This window comes from Rubripirellula tenax (assembly GCF_007860125.1).
Lineage (GTDB): Bacteria > Planctomycetota > Planctomycetia > Pirellulales > Pirellulaceae > Rubripirellula > Rubripirellula tenax.
On sequence record NZ_SJPW01000005.1, the window covers coordinates 184065 to 205747 of the forward strand.

Annotated in this window: 15 protein-coding genes; 6 read left to right on the top strand and 9 right to left on the bottom strand. The window is 55.0% G+C overall.

The features are described 5' to 3' along the window. Positions 1 to 288: 288 nt before the first annotated feature. Genes Poly51_RS18890 through Poly51_RS18900 form a run of 3 tightly spaced genes read right to left on the bottom strand, consistent with a single transcriptional unit; the run spans position 289 to position 3333 of the window. Positions 289 to 1773 (bottom strand): metallophosphoesterase family protein, encoded by a 1485-nt coding sequence (locus Poly51_RS18890; protein WP_246114607.1) that lies wholly within the window; start codon positions 1771 to 1773, stop codon positions 289 to 291. Further along, entirely contained in the window at positions 1766 to 2791 is a 1026-nt protein-coding gene (locus Poly51_RS18895; protein ID WP_246114608.1) for a hypothetical protein, read from the bottom strand. Before Poly51_RS18895 ends, Poly51_RS18890 begins: the two co-directional genes overlap by 8 nt. Beyond that, on the bottom strand, positions 2788 to 3333 hold the full coding sequence (locus Poly51_RS18900; RefSeq protein ID WP_246114609.1) for an RNA polymerase sigma factor: 546 nt from the start codon (positions 3331 to 3333) through the stop codon (positions 2788 to 2790). Before Poly51_RS18900 ends, Poly51_RS18895 begins: the two co-directional genes overlap by 4 nt. A gap of 420 nt (positions 3334 to 3753) precedes the next feature. On the opposite strand from Poly51_RS18900, the gene Poly51_RS18905 reads away from it, so the two are divergent. Genes Poly51_RS18905 through Poly51_RS18925 form a run of 5 tightly spaced genes read left to right on the top strand, consistent with a single transcriptional unit; the run spans position 3754 to position 10650 of the window. Continuing rightward, the gene (locus Poly51_RS18905; RefSeq protein ID WP_186775663.1) at positions 3754 to 5025 is read left to right on the top strand and encodes a DUF1552 domain-containing protein; all 1272 of its coding nucleotides are present in this window, start codon (positions 3754 to 3756) and stop codon (positions 5023 to 5025) included. Continuing rightward, complete coding sequence (locus Poly51_RS18910; protein ID WP_246114610.1) at positions 5025 to 7502, top strand: DUF1592 domain-containing protein; 2478 nt, start codon at positions 5025 to 5027, stop codon at positions 7500 to 7502. The genes Poly51_RS18905 and Poly51_RS18910 overlap by 1 nt, the downstream gene beginning before the upstream one ends. Before the next feature lie 24 nt (positions 7503 to 7526). Further along, positions 7527 to 8471, top strand: coding sequence for an alpha/beta hydrolase (locus tag Poly51_RS18915; protein ID WP_146459351.1), 945 nt, complete (start codon positions 7527 to 7529; stop codon positions 8469 to 8471). Continuing rightward, positions 8468 to 8998 (top strand): sigma-70 family RNA polymerase sigma factor, encoded by a 531-nt coding sequence (locus Poly51_RS18920; RefSeq protein ID WP_246114611.1) that lies wholly within the window; start codon positions 8468 to 8470, stop codon positions 8996 to 8998. Before Poly51_RS18915 ends, Poly51_RS18920 begins: the two co-directional genes overlap by 4 nt. A gap of 14 nt (positions 8999 to 9012) precedes the next feature. After that, complete coding sequence (locus Poly51_RS18925; protein WP_186775664.1) at positions 9013 to 10650, top strand: LamG-like jellyroll fold domain-containing protein; 1638 nt, start codon at positions 9013 to 9015, stop codon at positions 10648 to 10650. Between the two features lie 474 nt (positions 10651 to 11124). On the opposite strand, the gene Poly51_RS31375 is transcribed toward Poly51_RS18925, so the two are convergent. From Poly51_RS31375 to Poly51_RS30565, 6 genes are all read right to left on the bottom strand, one after another. After that, positions 11125 to 12255 carry a hypothetical protein gene (locus Poly51_RS31375; RefSeq protein WP_246114612.1) on the bottom strand — a complete coding sequence of 377 codons (1131 nt, stop codon included), beginning with the start codon at positions 12253 to 12255 and terminating at the stop codon, positions 11125 to 11127. Positions 12256 to 12295: 40 nt separating this feature from the next. Then, complete coding sequence (locus Poly51_RS18935; protein ID WP_146459353.1) at positions 12296 to 15964, bottom strand: efflux RND transporter permease subunit; 3669 nt, start codon at positions 15962 to 15964, stop codon at positions 12296 to 12298. Further along, positions 15957 to 16562: a four helix bundle protein gene (locus Poly51_RS18940; protein WP_146459354.1), complete on the bottom strand. Its 606-nt coding sequence runs from the start codon at positions 16560 to 16562 to the stop codon at positions 15957 to 15959. Before Poly51_RS18940 ends, Poly51_RS18935 begins: the two co-directional genes overlap by 8 nt. Continuing rightward, positions 16559 to 18751: an efflux RND transporter periplasmic adaptor subunit gene (locus Poly51_RS18945; protein WP_246114613.1), complete on the bottom strand. Its 2193-nt coding sequence runs from the start codon at positions 18749 to 18751 to the stop codon at positions 16559 to 16561. Before Poly51_RS18945 ends, Poly51_RS18940 begins: the two co-directional genes overlap by 4 nt. Before the next feature lie 93 nt (positions 18752 to 18844). Beyond that, a complete protein-coding gene (locus tag Poly51_RS18950; RefSeq protein WP_246114614.1) occupies positions 18845 to 19210 on the bottom strand; it encodes a hypothetical protein in 366 nt (121 codons plus the stop codon). A 99-nt stretch (positions 19211 to 19309) separates the two neighbouring features. Continuing rightward, positions 19310 to 19798, bottom strand: coding sequence for a hypothetical protein (locus Poly51_RS30565; protein ID WP_186775665.1), 489 nt, complete (start codon positions 19796 to 19798; stop codon positions 19310 to 19312). Positions 19799 to 20179: 381 nt separating this feature from the next. Here Poly51_RS30565 and Poly51_RS18960 point away from each other — a divergent pair, with 381 nt between their 5' ends. Then, positions 20180 to 21466 (top strand): TolC family protein, encoded by a 1287-nt coding sequence (locus Poly51_RS18960; protein WP_246114615.1) that lies wholly within the window; start codon positions 20180 to 20182, stop codon positions 21464 to 21466. The last annotated feature ends 217 nt before the right edge of the window (positions 21467 to 21683 follow it).

Genomic DNA, 21683 nt, shown 5'->3' on the forward strand with positions numbered 1-21683 from the left:
CTGCTCAGCGGAGTCTGGGAGGCCGTTTATGAGAAATGGCTACTATCAAAACCGGCTGTCGACGACCTTATCAATCTGGAAACCGCGTGATGTGCGATTCGATCAGCGCATCAGGCGGATCGCACCCCTTCGACTGAATGACAAACGGCTGGGTCTGCTGATTAACTTTGGTACTGAGTTGATCAAAGATGGAATCTCCCGCATCGCAAATGGAATGAAGGATTGAGGACGACGGCAACAAAACGCCTCCACGCAAAGGCGCGGAGATGCAAAGTTGTGTTCACAAAGTTATTCTGCTTCTCGCTTCCTTTGCGCCTTCGCGCCTTGGCGTGAACCTTCACCATTCAACATGTACGAATAGCTCACGTCGCCGTTTCTTTGACTGCCGCGTTCCGCTGCCGGAAGGAACGCTCGGACGTAGTCGACGCGAGCTGAATCTCCATTGACGCGTATCCGAACATGTCCACTGCTGCCTTGAATGTCGCCGCTTAGATAGCCGTATTCTTTTGCACTCTTTGTGCCGCTACGCGGATGTCCCGGCTGCGGAACGAGTTGATAGACAATGCCGTCGAGGTCTTGCTTGATGAACATGTGGTCGTGTCCGTGGAAGACAACGTCGACGTCATGTTCAACCAACAATTGGTGAATTGGTTTCGACCAGTTTGGTCGTTTCGCTGCGAACTCGTCTTCGCCTGATTCGTTTTTGCCCCCCCATTCCCAAAAGGGTGCAGCTTCCGCTCCACCCCGGTTGTTTCGATCGCTGCCACCAACCAAGTGATGCAGGAACACGAATCGCAACTTGGCATCGCTTTGTTCCAGCGACTGCTTCAACCATTGATATTGATGTTCGCCGAGCGTCCAATTCCAGTTGTCGCTTTCCCCGCCACGATTGCGAACGGTCGTGTGACGAAACGGATCAAGCACGATGAATTGACTGTCACCCCACTCGAATTGGTAGTAATTTTCCGGTAAGCCGACTTCTGCCTCACGATGTTCATTGCCGGTGAAAAAGTCATTCGGAAACGGATTCGGGAGGTAGCGTTTGCGAGTCGTTGTAGCCCAGACGTTCGAGCCACGATCGCCGGATTCGCCATCGTGGTTTCCCAGCGCAAAATACAACGCTGCGGAATGACACAAGTGACCGAGGTAGTAACGCTGGGCCTGATACTGGGGCAGCGACAGTTCGGGCTTCACGTACTTACCCGTCATGAACGTGTCGCCGAGAGCGAAATGAAAGTCGGGCTGATCGGCCAGAGCATTGCCAAGTGTTCGCAAGTAGACTTCGCCACTGGTGTTCTCATCCAGATGCGAATCCGCCTGCACGGTGAAGACAAACGGACTGTCAGAAGCTCGCTGTGTGTGGAAGGTGTACTCGTCGCTCTCCACCGTCTTGCCGTCTGATTCGTACACAAGCCGGTAGTAGTATCGCGTGTTTTTGTTGAGCGAGTCGATCACGAAATCGAATGGTTCACCAGCAAGAAGCTGATGGACCTCGGTCTTGTTTGTGTGCTTTCCAGACTGATCGCCATAGCTCAGATAGGCATTCACATCGCTGTGACAGAGCACTCGAACGGTTCCGCTGCTGTCGGTCAGTCTTCCCAAAAGAATGTTGAAGGGATGATTCGGGACGTTGTTTACCGGCGGCGGTTCTGTGTAGCCGCCTAGTCGACTGCCACCACCGCGTTGCTTCGCATCTTGCGCGATAGAGTTTCCTTGCGGCAGCATCGTCATCGCAATGACGAAAAGCAGAAGGAACTTAGGAAAATTACTCACTGATGACTCTCCGTCCGAGTTCGTGATGTGATTCGTGAAAGAAGAACTGGGAGTCCAATTCAGATTGGTCAATCAATTCCAGCGTCAAGCTTTTGGGACCACCTCCGCCACGCGGTAGCCCATCGAGCAACATTTTGTGAACGGTGCCGCTGTCCGCATCGAACCAGATTTCAACTTGCTTGGGGCCTCGCACATCTCGCGACTTACGAACGCCAATCAACTTTGAAAGTGCCGCTCCGTTGCCCGCGTTCTCATGCTCGTCGCCCAGTTCAATGTCGTAACCAGTCCGCAACTGCGATAGGTGTGCGTGAATGTTTAGAAACGGGATGTCTTGCTGCCCGCCTGGCACTCCGCCACGGAACCGATTGGGATCGGTGCTGACACGGACGGGGCCGTTCTGACGGAACGCCCAGCTTTGTTTTCCATCGAAACCAGAAGTCCGTTTCTCTGCCGAATTCAGCATCACCGTCATCACGTACTGATTGGCTCCGCGAACATACAATGTCGACCCGTCGATTTGCTCTTCTGATTCGCGATCCCAATCTTCCTGCGCCATGTTTCGTGGACGCTTGTCGCGGGGGTATTCCTCAATCACACGAACGCTGTAAGTGCGATCAAATGGCTTGGCTGCAGCTTCAACCACTTTCTCAAGAGAAGCCATCGCTGCGGAAACGCTTTGATGCGGACCGAAGACAGAAAACATCACCATCAATGCGGCCGCGATTGTCAAAGCGGAGGTCAGCATCGCGAACCAACGCCGTCGTTGTGGTTCATCGGGGGCTGCATTGGTCAGAGTGGCTGATTCAGATCCAGACTCAGCATCAATCCGCTGCATCACTGCGAGAATCCGATCAGCATCGCTCTCGCGGCTTCCAATGTCAGACAGCAGCCCGTGAATCAGCAGCGACTGGGCAACGGCCTCGCTTGCTTCACTGGCAGAAAGATCACTTTCGCCCATCGGAACCTCAGCGTCACTATCGAACCACTCAGACAGAAAATCGTTGAAACGCTCATTCATGATGCAGCCTCCGACGCAGACAAGACACCCTTCGTTTTCAGGCACTCAGCCAGCATCGTACGACCACGCTGAAGCCGCTTTTTGCAAGCTTCCAGCGTCAACTCGAATCGATCAGCCACTTCCGCAGCGGAAAGACCATCGAAGTACCTGCCACCGATCACCGACTTCTGCAGTTCGGGCAACGCATCAATGCATTCACGCAAAGCAGCGACTTTGTCGTCCCACGTGTCGCCTGCCAACAGATTGATATTCTCAAAATGCCGGTCCACGACCTGCAACACCGCTTCATGCAGCATCACCGGAGCGGTCTTTTGTTTCCGGTAGTGAGCCAGCACTAACCGTGAAGCAATGCCTCTCAACCACGGCCCAAACGGCTGATCCAGATCACATTCGTCCAGCCGCCGCCATGCGACTATCATCGCTTCCTGAAACAGGTCATCCACCGCCGACTCGTCTCGGACCAGACTACGCAGATACACCATCAGCATCCGCGAATTTTCGCGGGCCAGAATCTCGAATGCTGTTCGTGCTTTTTTGTCCAAAACAACCTCCAAAGGGGATTTGAAAAACTTCCGACACCACTACTGTCGCGAAAGAGCCGTTTGGGGACAAAAAAACCTTAAAAATTCTCAGCGCGGCCAAAATGCTCCGGTTTTCGCGAGTACGTATGTTTGGTCGCAAGCTGCCGTACTCCGTCGATTCTCAGGTTGTGAGGCGGCAATGAGCAGATGAGCCGATAACACGCAACCTACACCTTGGCCACACGCGACCCGGACGGCAATTTTGCCACACTGACGAAATGGATAGACGGCGCCTGCCCCGCAAAGTGAAATTCAAGTTTCTTTTAGAGAATCACAAATTTGGTTGTCCAACTTTCGAGGGTTCGGGAGAGAGATGGTAATTCGCATTCTCATCCAGAGATTACCAAATCGAAGAATGACCAATTCGCAGGGAATGGAAAGATGAATCGACTCGACCGACGACAATTGTTGCGTGGAACTGGAGCCGTAGTCGCTCTGCCGTTCTTGGAGTCCCTGGCGGTACCGAAATATGCGGAGGCCGCAGAAGGCAGGGCAGAATCACCGATGCGGATGGTTTGCATCGGCCTTGAATATGGGCTCTATCCGAGCGACTTTTTTCCTGATGAAACGGGCCGCGATTACGAGTTGCCCCGATTGCTGTCTCCGCTAGCTGCGTTGAGGAACGACTTCACCGTCTTCTCTGGCTTGGATCATCCCGGAATCACGGGCGGGCACCAGTCGACACACACGTTCTTGTCTGGCATTCGATCGGACCAAGCGAAACAGTTCCCAGAGGGGAACGTCAGCGTCGATCAGCGGGCGGCTGAGTTTGTCGGTGCCGAGACGCGTTATCAATCCATGCAACTGGGTCTAGGCGGTGGCGGCGTTTCGTGGACCCGGAACGGTGTCGAGATTCCAACGATCACGCGGCTGCAAACGATGTTCGACGCGCTGTTTCTGGAAACACCCCAGTCGAAGCGGATGCGACAGGCCGGTGCGTTCGCCGTCACCCGCAGCATCCTGGACGTCGTTGGTGAGGATGCGGCGGCGCTCGAAAAGCGAATCAGTCTCGGTGACTCGACGAAACTCGAAGAGTACTTCACTTCGATACGCGAAGTCGAAAAACGATTGGAACAATCGGAGGCATGGTTGAACAAACCGAAGCCAACATCGAACTACAAGTTGCCGAAACAATTGCCGACCAGTTTCACCGAAGAAGTTGCGCTGTTCTACGACCTGATGAAGTTGGCATTGCAAACCGATTCGACTCGCGTGATTTCGATGGCCATTCACGGATGGACGGGCGACTCGGGGCTGTCGGGAGTCACAAAGGGCTATCATGATCTTTCGCACCACGGTCGCGATGAATCCAAGCTGCAGCAGCTCGGCGTCATTGAACAGTTCCACTCCTTGCAGCTCGCGCGGTTTTTGGATGGCCTGAAGCGTTCCCAGGTTGCCAATGATGCATCGTTGCTGGACCGAACCATGGTGTTGTTCGGAAGTGGTCTTGGGAACGCGAGTTCTCATTCCAATCGAAAGCTACCTTTGCTGCTCGCTGGTGGTGGCTTCGGGCACGGCGAACACAAGACCTACCCGGCAGGTGGAGGCCGACAGACGCCAGCCTGCAATTTGTATCTGTCGATGTTGCAGCGATTCGGTGTGGAATCCGATCGCTTCGGAACCAGCACCGGGACACTGGAGGGGCTGAGCTGATGAGTTGTTCAGATTCTTACCAGACCACTACCGTGTTCGCGATTTTCTTCACGTGGTTTATGCCTTGTGCCTTGCTGAATGCCGACGAAACGGAAGTGAATCCACTCTCGTACGTTCGCGAGCACTGCATTCGCTGCCATGGCACGGAGGAGCAGAACGCGGATCGACGATTCGACTCTCTGGGCGATGAGCTTTCAGATCATCAGACTGCAGAACAGTGGCAAGAGATCCTTGATATCGTCAATCTCGGTGAGATGCCTCCCGAAGATGAGCCGCAACCTGCGACCCAAGAGACCAAGCGATTTGTCGCCACGGTGACACGTCAGCTTGAGCTAGCTCGCGAGGCACTTGCGGCTGGCGGTCAAGAACGATTCCGGCGGCTTAACCGCTACGAGTACCGGAATACGATTCGCGATCTTCTTGGAGTCAACACGGACTCGTTCGATCCGACGACGTCGTTCCCGGCGGACGAGCGACTGGACGGGTTCGACAACATCGGCGAAAGTTTGGTTCTGTCCGACTACCTGTTGCAATGCTATCTGGAAGCGGCTTCGCGGAGCATCGACAAAGCCGTCCAGGCTCAAGCGGTTGTTGAGCCTATCGACGAATTGTTGCGAGCCCAGGACATGTGCAATCGAAAATACCTGTTTCGTCCGTTCGTTTACTTTGAGGTGAATCCAACAGGTGACTATGTCGACGTCGGCCACAGCGAGGCTAAACTGCCGAGAGTCTACGCCGCACGATTCAAAGGCGTTCCGGCGGACGGGTATTACACGATTCGCGTCAAAGCAGAAGGCATCAACCGCGAGCACCCTTATGCGTCCAATTCTTTGCTGGTCGATCGCGGTGAGCCGATCAAGATGCAAGTCATCGCGACCAACCCACAAGTTGCTCCGCCGGGGGCGGGACAGAATTCTTCGGACCGCGTCGTAGCGACCGTTCCGCTGCTCGATCACCAGTCGAAGGTCTACGAGTTCCGAACCTGGTTAGACAAAGGATTTGTTCCCGTCATTCGCTACGCCAACGGGCCGCTGAACTTCAGAACATCCTTGGTGAAGTTGTTGCAGAAGTATCATCCCGAAACGTTGACGAGCAACTGGAAAGATGTCTTTTCAACGGAGCCATCGGAGATTCTCGATGTCTGGATGTCCGATGCCTACGAAGGGCCTCGCATGCGAATCCACCAAATGGAAATCGCCGGACCAGAACCTAGTAATGACTCAACAAATGATCTATTGGCGGATAAGCACCAGCGATCACTGGGACGGTTTTTGTTTCATGCTTTCCGACGCCTACCGCTGGAATCGGAAGTCGCTCGGTATCAAGCATTTTTCGAGTCTCGAGTTGATGCTGGAGAATCGGAAGAGACCGCTTTCCTGACAACTTGCAAAGCGATCCTCTGTTCACCGCATTTTCTATACGTGGAAACGCCGCCTGACGCTAGTGAAAGCGACAACCGAGCTTTCCGACTCGCGTCGCGTCTGTCTTATTTTCTGTGGAGCTCGATGCCGGACGACCAGTTGCTACGCGCCGCGGCAAGCGGAAGTCTCAGTGAACCAGAGACGCTGCTCGCCCAAACAAACCGCATGCTACAAGACCCGCGAGCGGAGGCGTTCATCGAGAATTTTACAAACAGTTGGTTGCACCTAAATGAACTCGGGTCGATGCCGCCGGACACGCAAAAGTTTGCTGCCTACTATGATCGACAGCTTGAGCCGTTGATGCGACGGGAAACCCAGTTGTTCTTCGCAGAGGTCCTGCATAAGAATCTGAGCATCGAACATTTCATTGATTCGGACTTTACGTTCGCCAATCGCTATCTGGCCGCACACTACGGTCTGCCTACGATCGAGGGAGACGAGTTTCGGCGAATTTCACTGCCGAAACAATCGCTCCGCGGAGGGCTGCTCGGTCACGCGAGTGTCCTGACGGCGACCTCCAATGGAGTCGAATCCTCGCCCGTCACTCGCGGGATTTGGGTGCTAGAGAATATTCTCGGTTCACCGCCTCCACCGCCGCCACCGGACGTCGAGCCGTTGGAGCCGGATATTCGAGGTGCGACCACCATTCGTCAACAGCTTGCCAAGCATCGCAATGTCGCGACGTGCGCCGAGTGTCATCGCAAAATCGATCCGATTGGCTTCGCAATGGAAAGCTTCGATCCAATCGGTTCGTTTCGTCGCCAGTACCGTGATAGCGCAGGAAACCCCATCGGCGCGGTGGACACCAGCGGAACGCTGCCGACGGGAGAGTCGTTCGCAGACATCGCTGAACTCAAGCGATTACTTTTGAAACAGAAAGATCAGTTCTCGCATTGTCTGACCGAAAAGATGCTGACCTATGCACTGGGACGAGAAGTTGGCTTCCAAGACCGGCCGACGGTCGAGTCGATTGTTGGCGAGCTTGCCGCAAAAGGTGATGGCCTGCAGGACTTGGTTGAACTCATCGTCACAAGCGAAGTGTTCATTTACAACTAACCACTTTCCAAACTGAAACGCACTATGACTACGATTCCCCATCTTCCCATTGCCCGTGCTGTTTTGCTGGGCTTTCTTTGCACAGCTTCTGGACTGTCTTGCGTCGCTGATGACAAACCCCCTGGTGCTGACGGAAAGACGGTCATTCCAAAGGCCACGCTGGAACGGTTGGACGAACGACTTGACGTGACGTTCGCAAAGTACGGGGACCGAACGTTGCAGATGGACATCTATCGTCCGAAGAATGCGCTGGAAAAGTTGCCGGCGATCGTCTGCATTCACGGCGGCGGCTGGGGAAAAGGAGCAAAGATTCATCATCGCAATGTCGCGCAAGCCCTCGCGGCCGAAGGCTACGTCACGGCGTCCATTGATTATCGTTTGAGCGGTGAAGCAAAGTTTCCGGCTCATATTCACGACTGCAAAGCGGCCGTCCGATTCCTGCGAGCCAATGCAACGAAATTCGGCGTCGACGCTGATCACATCGGAGCGATCGGCCACTCCGCGGGTGGTCATCTGGCGGCGCTACTCGCGACGTCCGGTGGTGTTGCGGAACTCGACGGTGACGGCGGAAACGCGGAATTCAGCAGTGCGATTCAATCCGCGGTACCGATGGGCGGCCAAACGGATTTCATGTCGGAGCGAAACCGTGAAAAATCAGCAAGCGCAGCGATCTGGCAAGAGTTTCTCGGCGGTTCGCAAGACGAAGTCCCCGAGACTTACCGACTTGCTTCACCATTGGCTCACCTCGACAAGAACGACCCGCCGGTTTGGCTGATCAGTGGCGAACACGACGACCCGAGCACTCACGCTGACGTGTTGCGAAAGAAGATGGACGAATTTGGTATTCCGAACGGACTGACCCTCATTAAAGACGCTCCGCACCCGTTCACGGTCAAGCAGATCTGGTTTGATCAGATGATGGACGCGGCAGTTCCGTTCTTCAATCGAACGTTGAAGAATCAGGAATGAACGAAAATCCATCCAACTACGAAACCTTCATGCGTCTGCTGATTGAGGAAGAGTCAGCCGTGAAGGCCTACGTGCGCCGGCTCGTTCCAACGTGGCACGATGTGGAGGAAGTCGTTCAACAAACCAGTTTAATTGCATGGAAGAAGTTCGACGAGCTTGACGACATCAATCGTTTTGGCGGTTGGTTGATGACCATTGCTCGATTTGAATCGCTGAAGTATCGACGTTCACTTGCCCGCAGCCCGTTGGTGTTTTCGGACAAACTCGCCGAACAGTTAGCCGATGCTGCAGGCAGCATTGTTGCTGACGACGCAGATCGACAGCAAGCTCTGGAAGGCTGCTTACAAAAGCTCGACCAGGCAAAGCGTGAATTGATTCTTAACGTGCATCAGCCGGGCGTCACCATTCGCGGGTACGCTCAACAGAATTCTCGCCCCGAACAGGCGATCTATAAGTCAGTCCATCGACTTCGTCAGAAACTATTGATGTGCGTAAAACAAACGCTTGCAGATCAGGGATTGTCATGAACGACTTAAGATTCATGGAACTTGTCTCCAACTGGCTCGACGGTTCGCTTACTGAGACCGAATCCGCGGAACTTCAAGCTGTGCTGGAAAGCTCCGCAGATCGACGCAGCGAATTTGTGGACGTCTGCGGCTTGGACGCAGATTTGCGGCTGATGAGCGATGTCGTGATCGAAACGCCTGTTGGTGCGGAGTCCCGGCGCGCACCGGCGGGAGCGAATGGTATGCGTGCTGTCGGTTGGCTAGGGCTAGTCGCAGCCATTGCCGCCGTCTTATTACTCGCGATCGGCTATGGAATCGGACGTGATCGCAAAGGTGATGCGGAACAACAAATTGCCGCGTCAGAGGTCGCATCCGGTGAATCAGACGAAGTTGTCGAATCAGGCTGCGCGGTCCTGTCCCGTGTTGTGGACGCGAAATTCGCCGGAGACGTGCAGTATCGGGAAGGTGACTCATTGCAACCGGGACAGTTCAAGCTGCTTTCGGGAGCGGTGCAAATCGATTTCTTCAGTGGTGCGACCATGCTGATCGACGAAGCGGCCGATGTGAATCTGGTTAGTTCCTGGGAAGCAGAGTGTGCCCATGGCAAAGTCACGATGCATGTGCCGGCACCTGCGATCGGTTTCCACCTGACACTGCCGGGCATGAAAGTCGTCGATCTTGGAACCGAGTTCGCTGTCCAGGTCGATGGGGCCGAGTCATCTCTGCATGTTTTCGATGGCGAAGTCGAAGCTCATGTACCGGGCTCCCAAATGCAAATCATCCGTGAAGGCAGCAGTCTCAAAAAATCTACCGACCTTCCTGTCGTTGCGGGCGTCTCCAAGCCAGCGGACTTTCCGAGCGTGGAGGAGTTTGAACGACGCAAGGAAGAGTACTATCAAACAAAAACAAAACAATGGCGTGCGGCGATGAACACGGTACGTTCAGATGAACGCATCATTGGCTGCTATCAATTTCGACGTTGGGAAGACGAGAAGTGGGATCGACTTGTCAACAACTTTGCGATTCCGAAACGTCTTTATAGTCACGGTTCAGCCGTCGGAGCACGCTGGGTCGACGGACGTTGGCCGACGAAATCTGCGTTGGAGTTTAAGAGCCCCGGTGACCGTGTCCGGATCAATTTGGGGAAAGATAAGTATGACGGACTAACAATGGCGGCGTGGATTCGTGTCGACGGACTGGACCGCAAGTACAACGCATTGCTGCTGTCCGACGGATACGAAGACGGAGAGCCGCACTGGCAAATCGACAAATCGGGACGTCTGATGTTCTCGGTGAGCTACATGCGTTTCGCGCCCTCCAGCGGACAGCAGTTTGATCCGTATCGCCAAGACCAGGTTTTCTATTCTCCGAAAGTTGTCAACTCAGATGGACGACGCTGGCATCATGTCGCGGTGACGTTCGATGCGGTCGTCGGCGAAGCGGTGCAGTACTTTGATGGCAAGGAAGTCAGTCGTGAGGTTAGCGAACATCATCTCGGTGATCGTAAGGTGACATTCGGCCCGTGTGCGATCGGCAACTGGGGCCTGCCAATCGAGGGCGTGCCGTTTCCGGTCAGAAACCTGAACGGGCGTGTGGATGAGTTCTTGATCTACAAAGAGCCACTGACTGGGGACGAGATTGCGAACTTACATGAACTGGGAATTCCGAACTGATAGCGAGTTACAAACATGTTGGTTCAGTGGCAAAGGCATCGACGGTTTGATCACGTTGCTGGCTTCAGCTGGCGAGGGGGCAATTACGTCTCTGTCGGCAAGATCCGTTCGGTTCGCAAATGCCGAGCTTCAACTCTGCCCACAATCCTTTTTGGCGATCCCAACAGGGCTGCCTCTTGATCGGACATTGTTTCCTCTCGTGAATCTTTGCTTGACCCTTCAATTGGAAGGGCGGGTTGAGGAAAGAATTTTTGATTTCTGACGCGAGCAGTAAAAGTCGCCGAATTCGAGTGAGACGAGACTGTGAGACTCTTGCCAAATCAGCAAGTTCGATTGTGTCTTATGCCTCGCCACGGCGACTTAGAACGTCCATGGCGACATCGTGGACGGTCTATCGAGTAGGTGGTTGAGGAAAACCGATAACGAATGAAGTTATTGATCCCTCCACACGCTGCTTATTCCGGCTTGAGTCCTCTATTCAATTGACGGTGCATTTACTCCTTGTTCGGCTAGAATCGCGAGATACTTGGTTGGTTCCGCAGCAATTGTTTTTGCACAACCAGGACAGCAGATGTAGATTGCTTTACCAGCGGCATTGACCTTGAAGGGGCCGCCCATTGCGTCAAGCGGTTCGTCCATGACGGGGCATTTCTTTTGCGCTGCAATGAATTGTGCATCCGCTGCAGTGACTCTGAAGACACCCTCGCGTACTTGTTCTGTTCCAGCACCAACGCTTGACGTATCTCCGGTTGGATAGATCAAGGCTAAGTACTTTGTTGGTTCGGCTTGAACTTTCTTGATGCAGCCTTTGCAGCACAGATAGATCGGCTTGTCACCAACCATCACTTTGATCGGCGTGCCCATGCCACCTAGCGGTTCGTCCATGACGGGGCAGAACTTCTGCGCCGCGATCGCTGCCGCGTCGGCCTGAGTGGCTGTGGTGACGGTTATCTGTGGGCGACCGGAAGCGTATTTCGAGGGATCAGATTCGACGGCGCTAACGCATCCGGCACAGCAAACGAAGACTTTCTGGCCCTTGACATCGACGGCGATCGGATCACCCATGCTGCCCAGAGACTTGCCGCTGACGGGGCAGACCTTTTGGCGGGCGATCGCGGCGGCGGCGAGTTGGTTTTCGTTGAGTGGTACGCTGGCAACTTCCTGGAAAACAAGACTGCCAGAATCTGAAGCGTCGACGCCAACGAGATGCGTTTCAATTTGCAATTGCCGCCCAGCCAACTTGGATAGATCAACAATCGCCGTAAACCCGCCTCGTTCGTTCGGCATTAAATCGTAGCGGTAGCGTTTTGCGTTTCCTTCCAATCGTACTGACGCGGTGCCGCGTCCCGAAGCGACCAATACCGCCATTCCGCTGCGGTCGAAAACGTAACACTCAATACCGGCTTGCGTCACGAGCATTTCAACTTGCAACGAATCAACTTGGCGAAGCGTTCCGCCGTGCGGTCCCTTCTTTACTGTTCGAACGTCGACGTCGGGTTGGGCGATTGCCTTTACGCCTGAAGTTTTTTGCGCGGCAATCGGGTGTACTATCGAAAGCAGCCCAGCGATGCCTATGACGAGTGCCATTCGTAGATTCTGATTCATCCTTGTTCTCCAAAAAAGTATCGGGTTAGTTAACAGTCGTCTAAGAAACTTCGAGATGTCCTTCTTTAGGCATCTCTTCAGTTCCCTTCCAGAGTTCATCTTGCATTCCGAAACGCATCTTTAGTTCTAGATAGCCGCAATACAGCGTCGGAACAATGAACGACGTGAATGGTTCGGCCAGCATCCCGCCGAAGACCGGGATCGCCATCGCTCGAGCTACGTCGGCACCGCGTCCGGTTGCGATCAACACGGGAATCAACGCGGCCAGCGTCGTGACGGTGGTCATCATGCAGGGTCTGATGCGTTTCAGCCCCGCTTCGTAGACAGTGTTGCGGATGTCTTCGACGGTGTTGATTTTGCGTCGCTTTAAGAGTTGATGGATATAGGTCGCCATCACGACCCCATCGTCGACCGCCAAACCGAACAGCGCGATAAAGCCAACCCATACGGCGGTATTGAGTTCAACATCCATCCAGGCAACCGCAATCATTCCACCCGCGAAGGCAACGGGAATTCCTGAGAAGACCGCCAGTGAGATGGGCAGGTTACGAAATTCGATGTAGATCAGCAGCAAGTTGATCACCATCACGATAGGAATGATCCACATCAATCGCAGATTGGCTTCGATCTGATTGCGAAAGCTGCCGACGTCTTCGAGCGAGTAGCCGGTGGGGAGCGAAAGACGATTCGGATTTGTTTCTGGCAACGCCTGAGCTTCGCGAAGCCGTTCTTCGATCGCGGCGATTGATTCCAGAGCGCCCGCCGAACCATTGGACATGAAGGCGACGTGCGCGATCAGGCGGCCATTTTCGCTATTGATTGCACCGGGACCCCAAGTGGTTTCAAGCTTCGCCAGTTCCTCCAACGGCACGATTGCGCCGCTGTGAGTGACCACTGGCAATCGACTGAGGCCTTCGATGCGTTCGCGCAGGTCGCGGTTGTAACGCAATCGTACCGGGTAACGCTCGCGACCTTCGACGGTTTTGATTAGGTTCATTCCGCCAAGCGCGGTTTCGATCACTTGGTTGACCATCGACGCACTCATGCCGTACCGAGATGCGGCTTCGCGGTCGACCGTGAACTCGATGTAGGGTTTGCCGAGCACGATGTCGGGATTGACGGTGCCTGGATTGATGTAGGGAGATGTCTTCAGTACCGCGGACACTTCCATAGCCGCCGAAGCAAGTGTTTTCAAATCGTCGCCGTAAATACGAATCGCCATCGGCGCTTTGATTCCCGACTGCAACATCACGACGCGGCCTTCAATCGGCTGCAATGCTGACGCTGGTGTGACGCCAGGCAGCGTTGCCACACGATTGATCTCGTCCCAAACATCGCGAGCGGTTACGCCGTCTCGCCACTCCGATTCGGGTTTTAGCATCACATAGGTTTCAACCATTGCGGCTGGGGCGGGGTCGAGTGCCGATTCGACACGGCCGATCTTTCCGAGCACGTCCTTGACTTCGGGAATCTGGCCGATCAACACGTCCTGCGTTTGCAGAACCTGCATCGCTTGGGAAAAGCTGGCTGCCGGATAAAGAGTCGGCATATAGAACCAACTGCCTTCGTCCAACGCGATCCAGTCATCGCTTTGCAAGCCCGTGAAGACGTGCTTGGTATCAACGTATCCTGGCAAGGAATTGAGGTCGGCGCCGACATAGCCCGCCGCCGTTTCGACGGGTTTCAACACGGTGGGCAACCCAACGTAGGCTCCCACTCCCAGTATCAGCAGCATTGACGGAAACGATAACGCCAACAGCTTGTGATTGAGTGCCTGCCGAAGCCGAGCGGCGTAGATCCAGCGAACAAAACGGCTGGTCGGAATCTCTTCGATCGGACGAATTCGTTCTCGCAGCAGTTGCCAGCCGAGGACAAACCCAATCAGTGCGGCAACACATGTCACCACCCAATGCTGGATCTGAAAATGGTCGGCCAAATCATTTCCCCACAGGAAATGCGACGTCGCGGCCAACAATATGGTCATTGCGAGTGCGGCCGCCATTGCGGAACGCTTGCGATAGCCCGCACTCTTGAGGAGCAGGCGACTGAGTGCTGGAACCAAAGTGATCGCGGTCAGCATCGCCATCGCGATTGCAAATGTCTTGGTGTAGGCGAGTGGCGAAAAGAGCCGGTAGTCGCGTCCCGTCAGGAAGAAGACCGGTAAGAAACTAACGATCGTCGTTGCGACGGCGGTAATGACGGCGGGCGCGACTTCGATCGTCGCGTCATAAATGACTTCATTTCGCGAACGAGAAAGGGAGGGTGAGAGACCAGGAGACACGCCGTTTTCAGTCCCCAACTCTCTCTCTCCCCCTCTCCTCGTCTCCGTGTCTCCTTGTCTCCCGTCCCCATGTCTCCCTGCCTCTTGTCTCCCTGCCTCTTGTCTCTCTGCCTCTTGTCTCTCTGTTGTCTTTTCTCTCCCTCGGCCCGCCTCCCATTCCGACAATCCCTGGTAAATGTTCTCCGACACGATGATTCCCATATCGACCATCGTGCCAATCGCGATCGCGATACCGGCAAGTGACATGATGTTGGAACCGACGCCGACGAAGTGCATGGCGATGAACGACATCAGCACGGCGGCCGGCAAGCAAATCGCCACGACAATGCTGCTGCGAATATGAAGCAAGAACAACAAGATGATGATCGCAGTGATGATGATTTCGTCGCGCAGCGCATGCGTTAGCGTCGCCATCGTTTCATCAATCAGTCCGCTGCGATCGTAGACGCCATGTATTTTGACGCCGTCGAGTGCGGGTTCGATTTGAGTGATCTTTGCTTTGACGCGGTCAATGACTTCGCGAGGATTTTCGCCATACCGCATCACCACCACGCCACCGACCGCTTCGGCGCCGTTGTAATCGAGTGCTCCACGGCGGAAGTCGGGTCCAAGTTGCACGCTGGCAACGTCGCGGACATGAACTGGGACGCCGTCTCGTTGCATGATGACGGTTTGTTCGATGTCGCGAATCGCTTCGCCCTTGTCACCTTTGCTGCCCAGGAAACCTTTGCCGCGAACGATGTATTCCATCCCGGTCGTTTCAACCGTCTTAGCACCGACGTCAAGGTTCGACCCCTTGATGGCCATTGCCAAACTGTCGAGTGATACGCCGTGAAATCGAAGTTTGTCGGGGTCCACGTCGATCTGATATTGGCGAACGTAGCCGCCGATGGAAGCTACTTCACTGACACCTTCGACGGCTTGTAGTTCGTACTTGACGACGAAGTCCTGCATGCTTCGCAGTTCGTCCAAGCCCATGCCTTCAGCAGGTGGCGTCAAGACGTAATAGTAAACTTGGCCGAGCCCGGTGGCGTCGGGACCAAGTTGAGGCACAACTCCGTCGGGCAGTTGAGACGCCGCTGTACCAAGTTGTTCCGAAACGCGGCTACGAGCCCAGTAGAAATCAATCTCATCTTTGAACGTCACTTGTACAAAGCTGTATCCGAACATGCTTTTTCCGCGAACCGACTCGGCACCCGGAACGGCCAGCAGAGAAACGCTCAGCGGATACGTGACTTGGTCTTCGATGTCTTTGGGGGAACGTCCCGGCCAAGGCGTTAGCACGATGACTTGGTTTTCACCCACGTTGGGAATTGCGTCGATCGGAACGGCTTTGAACGCGAACCAACCTCCGACGCTGCTCGCGATAGCGAGCATGACGATGAGCCAGGGTTCTTTGACGCAAAAGCGTATGAGTGCGTTAAGCATCTTCGTCCTCTGGCGATTCAGAGGGGGAGACATGGGGAGGGGGAGACACGGAGAGAGAGGAAGAGGAATAGGAAGAGACACGGAGCGTGGGAGAGGGGATGAGCAGATCGAATTGGTCGATCTCGGGGGCATCGTTTACTAAGTATGCAGCGATGACTTCATTTACTCCTTTTTCCGCCCGCTCCGTGTCTTCTTCTCTGCGTGTCTTTGACTCCCGCTTCCCTATGTACCACTTTTCCGGTGAAGCAATCATCGAGACGATCATTCGCAAGAGTTCGTCGTAGAAATCGTTCGCTTGCTCTGCCGTTTTCTGTTCGAGATAACCATGCGCGGCGGCGTACTCGAACCAAACTTGCGTTTCGGCGGCTTCGGATTCGGCAATGTTTAGGGTGCTGCAAAAATGCTTTTCATAGCGTCGCTTCCGCCATGCTTCTGCGATGTTTGCACTGACACTGCGAGACGAACGACGTACTTGATCGGTCAACGAATACATCTCCTCACGCGGAAACGCCCCCCACAATTCAAAGATTCGTTTTCCGGCCGAGAACGACTTTTGATAAACAATCAAGTCGCGGTGGCTACAGATGCGGTCATTCATTGCTCGTTCTCTCCAATGAACTTACCCTCAACAACGTTCACGCTCACGCGGTCCGCGTCTCCTTGACTCCGTGTCTCTCCCGCTCTCTTTCTCTCTATCTCCCCAACCACTTCGCCGCAGGAAAGCATTTCGCTGCCCCAATACGGATTGATGAGTTCGCCGCCGGGTTGCATCCAGTCCCCGCCGCCTCCGGGTACCATTGGGCAAAACATGTGAACGAGTTTGTTCGCTGTGCCTGGACCACGAGCAGAGTTGGCGGCCTTGAGCAACGAATGACTGAGCGGCCGAAATCCCTCGCGAGTCTGGTCCAGTGATCCCGCAAGCCGATCGACGCTCCGCTGCGCACGCTGGAGGTGCGACTGAACTTCATCCGGAACGTTCGGCAATAACAGCAGTTGGGAAATCGCATCATCGAGCGTATTGACCGCTGCTGGTGGCGGCGTTTGATCAGCCGCAAGTGCCTCTTGGATCTCAAAGTACGCTTGAAAGGTGCGGTCAAACTGTTCGCCAGCAACACCCGTCAAGATGATTGCCTCCTGCTCGGGCAATTCGAGTGGGCCCGGTGGATACGTTGAAGCCTTACTGGGGTCCATCAACGATGGATTCCCGGCGAGCTGCATTTGTGAGTCGATCAGGAAATTTCCGCCCGTCGCGACCGTCTCACCGGCGGCGATGCCTTCCAAGACGATCGCGTCATTGTCGGTCATCGGGCCCACTGTTACACGACGAATCTCAAAACGTCCGGGATCGGTTTCGACGTACACGACACTGTTCTCGCCCGCCATCAAAACAGCGTCGCGTGGCACCGTGACGACGTCCTGTCTGGGAAGCGGACTGGACGAATATCCGAGTTTCGATGTTGGGATCAGTGCCATGCCACAAATCGGACAGTCACCGGGACTTTCGCGAATGATCTGTGGGTGCATCGGGCTGATGTACTTACCCGCCAGCGACGGATCGTAAACGCGGTCCTGCCGAAGTGCGGGGACATAGACGCGCGCCGTGGCGTAGTCGCCAGGACGCAAAGCACCATCGGCATTCAGCATTTCCACACGAACGCGAACCGTCCGGGTTTGCTTGCTGACGGTGGGATCAATGAAGGCAACTCGCCCAGTGAACACCTCACCGGGTACTGAAGACACTTCCGCCTCGACCTGCTGGCCGAATCGAATCCGCGAAGCGTCATCGGGATACAAATCCAGCATCAACCACACCGTCGAAAGATCAGCGATGCGATAGACCGGGTCTCCCGTTTTCAAATAGTCGCCTTCGACGGCGAGTTTATTGATGACGGTTCCCTTGATGGGCGAACGCAGTCGAATCCGGCTTTCGGCTTGTCCACGCTTAGACAGTTCGTTGACTTGATCTTCCGTGAATCCAAGCTCAATTAATTTCTGTTTGGAAAGCTCCGCAAAATCCGAGGAGCCGCCAAGTCGCTTCAGCCCGCCACCGTTGCGTGCGGTCAGAAATTCCACTTGCGCCGAATAAAGATCAGGACTGTAAATCAACGCCAGATCGTCGTCTTTTTTAACCGGCACGCCAACATAGTTCGCGTACAGTTTCTCAATCCGGCCTCCGACGTATGCCGAGATGGTCGCGAGTTTGCTTTCGTCGTAGTCGATCGAACCGATGGTGCGAATCGTTTGCGAGACGGGACCGAACTTTGCCGATGCGGTTTTTATTCCGATCAATCGACGCGCGGCCGATTCAATCATCACTGACTGACCGTCTCCACCGCCGCCACCGGTTGCCTTTACCAATGCCATTGCACACACCGGACAACGTCCCGGCTCACTTGATGGCGGCGTACACATCATTGGACAGATGAACCGTTCGTCCGACGCACGGGCTTTTTCGTGCTTAGCAGAACCGGCCGCCGGAACCAATTTCATTGCACAGATCGGACAGTTGCCCGGTTCGTTTTGTCGGATTTGCGGGTGCATTGGACAGGTGTAAATCGTTTCGCCGCTTTCGCCGGTCGCCGACTGCGATGACACCACCCCAACGCCGCTGCGAATCCAGCCTTGACGCTGAGCCACGCCGATCAGAGCGATGCCGCCGATGAACGTGGCGATCAAGACGAGCGCATGCACCAGCGTCCTGCCAAGCCATTTCAAACCGCCAAGCCGCTGGCGCAGCTTCATTTTGGGACTGGATTTGTCCACGCTCTCGCTCTTTGTTGCACTCATACTGGCTCCGAAACCGATCGCTCGCCGCGACACCATTGACCGAAATCAAAGGTGCCGCCGAACATGCTTTTCCGATTTTGCTTAGACGCGGGACTATTCAGCGGAATGATCTGAATGATTGGGGTCGCCATCAGTTGATACGCCGACCGCGTGATCGTGTCCGGAATGCGCGTCGACCTTGGCGAACTTGTCTGCCTTGTCCTTGTCGCTTAAAGCGGCCCATTTCTCAGGGCACCCGTCGCAGCAAAAGCCGATCGTCTTACCGTCATACTGCGTTGTCAGTTCCGCCGAAGGCTTGCCGCCCATGATCGGGCACTTTGTATTGGCAAAACTCACCGGGGTCACTTCCGCGCCTTCGGGTGCTGGTGAAGTCGTCGCGGTGCTAGCAGACTTGCTGCATCCGGCAACCGCAGCAATGACCAGCAGCAATGCCGCGGAGGATGAAATGAAATAGCGCATGTGGATTTCTCTTTGAGTGACGGAAAGTCGTCCGTCGATGGGGTTGGGGATAGAAGAAAATCTCGTTCAGAGCGCGCGCACGCACTCTATCGAGACTCTCTAGATCCGCCAAACGCAGAGAATGCGTTGAGAGAAATCCGCTCGGCTACCCGACCGTGCGTCGATCGCGCGGGGTGCTGCGGCAAGCGGATTGTCGTCTTCCAAGACCACAAATTCCAAGGCCGCTAAACGCAACGTCAACTCGCGTACCAATTGGTCTCGCGGGTTAGCACGATTCATGGGAGGAACCGTCAGGCCGCAAGTGCAATCACTGATAGCGGTTTTCTCTTCTGTCGAAACAGAAACAATCGCCGGCTCGCCGGATTCCTGCGGCGCCTCACATCTCGGCACAGAGTCGCTGGCAGCGTGGCTACAGCAACTGCACTTCTCGCTTGACTGCGCCACTTCACAGCAGCCGCAGCCTTGGCACATCAGCTTCTGCTCAGATTCCTGATCCGCACAAGTTCCGCCGGACGCCGACATCGGCTGAATCATCGTCGCGATGATCAGGCAAAGTGTGACGGCGATGCGGATTGTTCGGTGGATCATGTTTGTAAGCAACGTGGAATACGCTCGATTGCGCTACCTTGATTGTCCTCATATGCCGAAGCAAGATCAAGGTGAATCACCGTTAAGAAAGGAATCTTAGGCTCATTTCGTATGATCGAACCGCGACAAAGTCCACGAATACCGACGGCAATGGCAAAGCGAAGAGCTTTGGTTTTGTGCGTTTTGTTAGTTTCGGGCTGTCGCGCGGGCGGCGACCGGTTTGCAAGCACGTCACCGTCTACTTCGCAGATACGGATCTCAACCGTCAAAGAATCTGTCCGGCCCTTGGTATCGCTAGCAGGATTCCGTGAAGACGTTGATTTTAGAGAGCGGGAGCCTGGGAGTGGGGGAGATGGTGAGAACGAAGTCGCTAACGGCGAGATGACAAAAACAGCGCTCCGCGACCCACTCGCTCCCGGCACTCTGACTTCCAACTTCCTGACTCCCGGTCTCCCAGACTTTGCTCCTCGCCCAGTCGCCACTTCACTCTCCGAGCTCATCGCGACAGCGCTCTCATCGCATCCATCCATCGCTGCGGCTCGCCAAAAAGTTGCTGCGGCTCATTATCGCATTCCGCAAGCGACAGCGCTGGAAGACCCGATGGTCGGCAATACTTTTTGGCCGATTCATGACCAAGCCTTGCAAACGGCTGGCGGACGTGTCGGCCATCAGTTCGCTCTCACACAGAAACTGCCTTGGCCTGCCAAACTGGATGCTCGGGGAGTTGTTGCCGCTCACGAAGTCCAAGTGGCGATGGCTGGAATCGCAGACAAGGAAAGCGAAATCACCGAAGCGGTTCGACTCGCCTACTATGAACTCTGGCTCGCCACCGAACTGATTCGCATCGTTGACGACAACACCAAGCTGGTCGAAGATCTGATCACCATTGCCGAAGCTCGTTATAAAACCGGTGGCAGCCAACAAGACATCCTGCGCGCCGAACTCGAAGGCGATCGACTTGCCGAGCAGTCAATCTCGCTATGTCAACAGCAAGAGCAATCCCGCGCTGACCTTGGGACGCTCGTTCGCATGCCGCTCGAATACATGCCCTACGCCGATATCGACTTGGATGTTGATGAAGCCGTACCGCAACTCGACCTGCTTGTCGCCCAAGCCGAGCAATGCAATCCGACGCTACGCGGGCTTGCTGCCGAAATCGCTCGGGATCGCGCGAAAGAATCCTTGGCGTGTTTGCAGCAGTATCCCGACTTTCAGGTCGGGCTTGGCTATTCCATTATCAGCGACGACCGGGACGTCATCAGTCCTGTCGCCAATGGTCACGACAATATCAACTTCACGGTCGGCGTGACGCTGCCGATTTGGCGTGACAAGATCAACGCGGGGATCAGCGAAGCCGCTCACAATCGAAGTAACACGTCGCTGCTGCATGATGCCGAGCGAGATCGCTTGCGCGGAACACTTCGCCGTCAAGTCGCAGCCGCTTATGCCGCGATCGAACAACTCGAACTCTTTCGCGAACGCTTGATTCCCCGCACAGAGCAAACGCTCGAAATCGCCACAGCTGACTACCAGGGCAAGAAAGCCGACTTCACGGACTTGATCGCCACTTACCGCGAACTCTTGTCGCTGCAAGTTCAAGTCGCAAGGTCCGAAGCCCTCTTGCTCAGCACGCTCGCCCGTATCGAACGCACCGTCGGTTGTCAGTAGAAGGCCAGCGTATCGTTCAACCCTGTAACGCGAGTCCAGTTGCAGGGTTGGGTCGTTGATCCACTTGCGACAGGTTTTTGCGTCCGATGTTTTATACGCGGGCTTTGCAACGAAGTCCGTGAGTCCAGACTCACTCGCATCGCGACCCTTCAGGAACGTCGCTGGGGCAGGGTGGGGCACTGATGGTTGACGGGGGCGGCGACGTTTTGGCCACGGA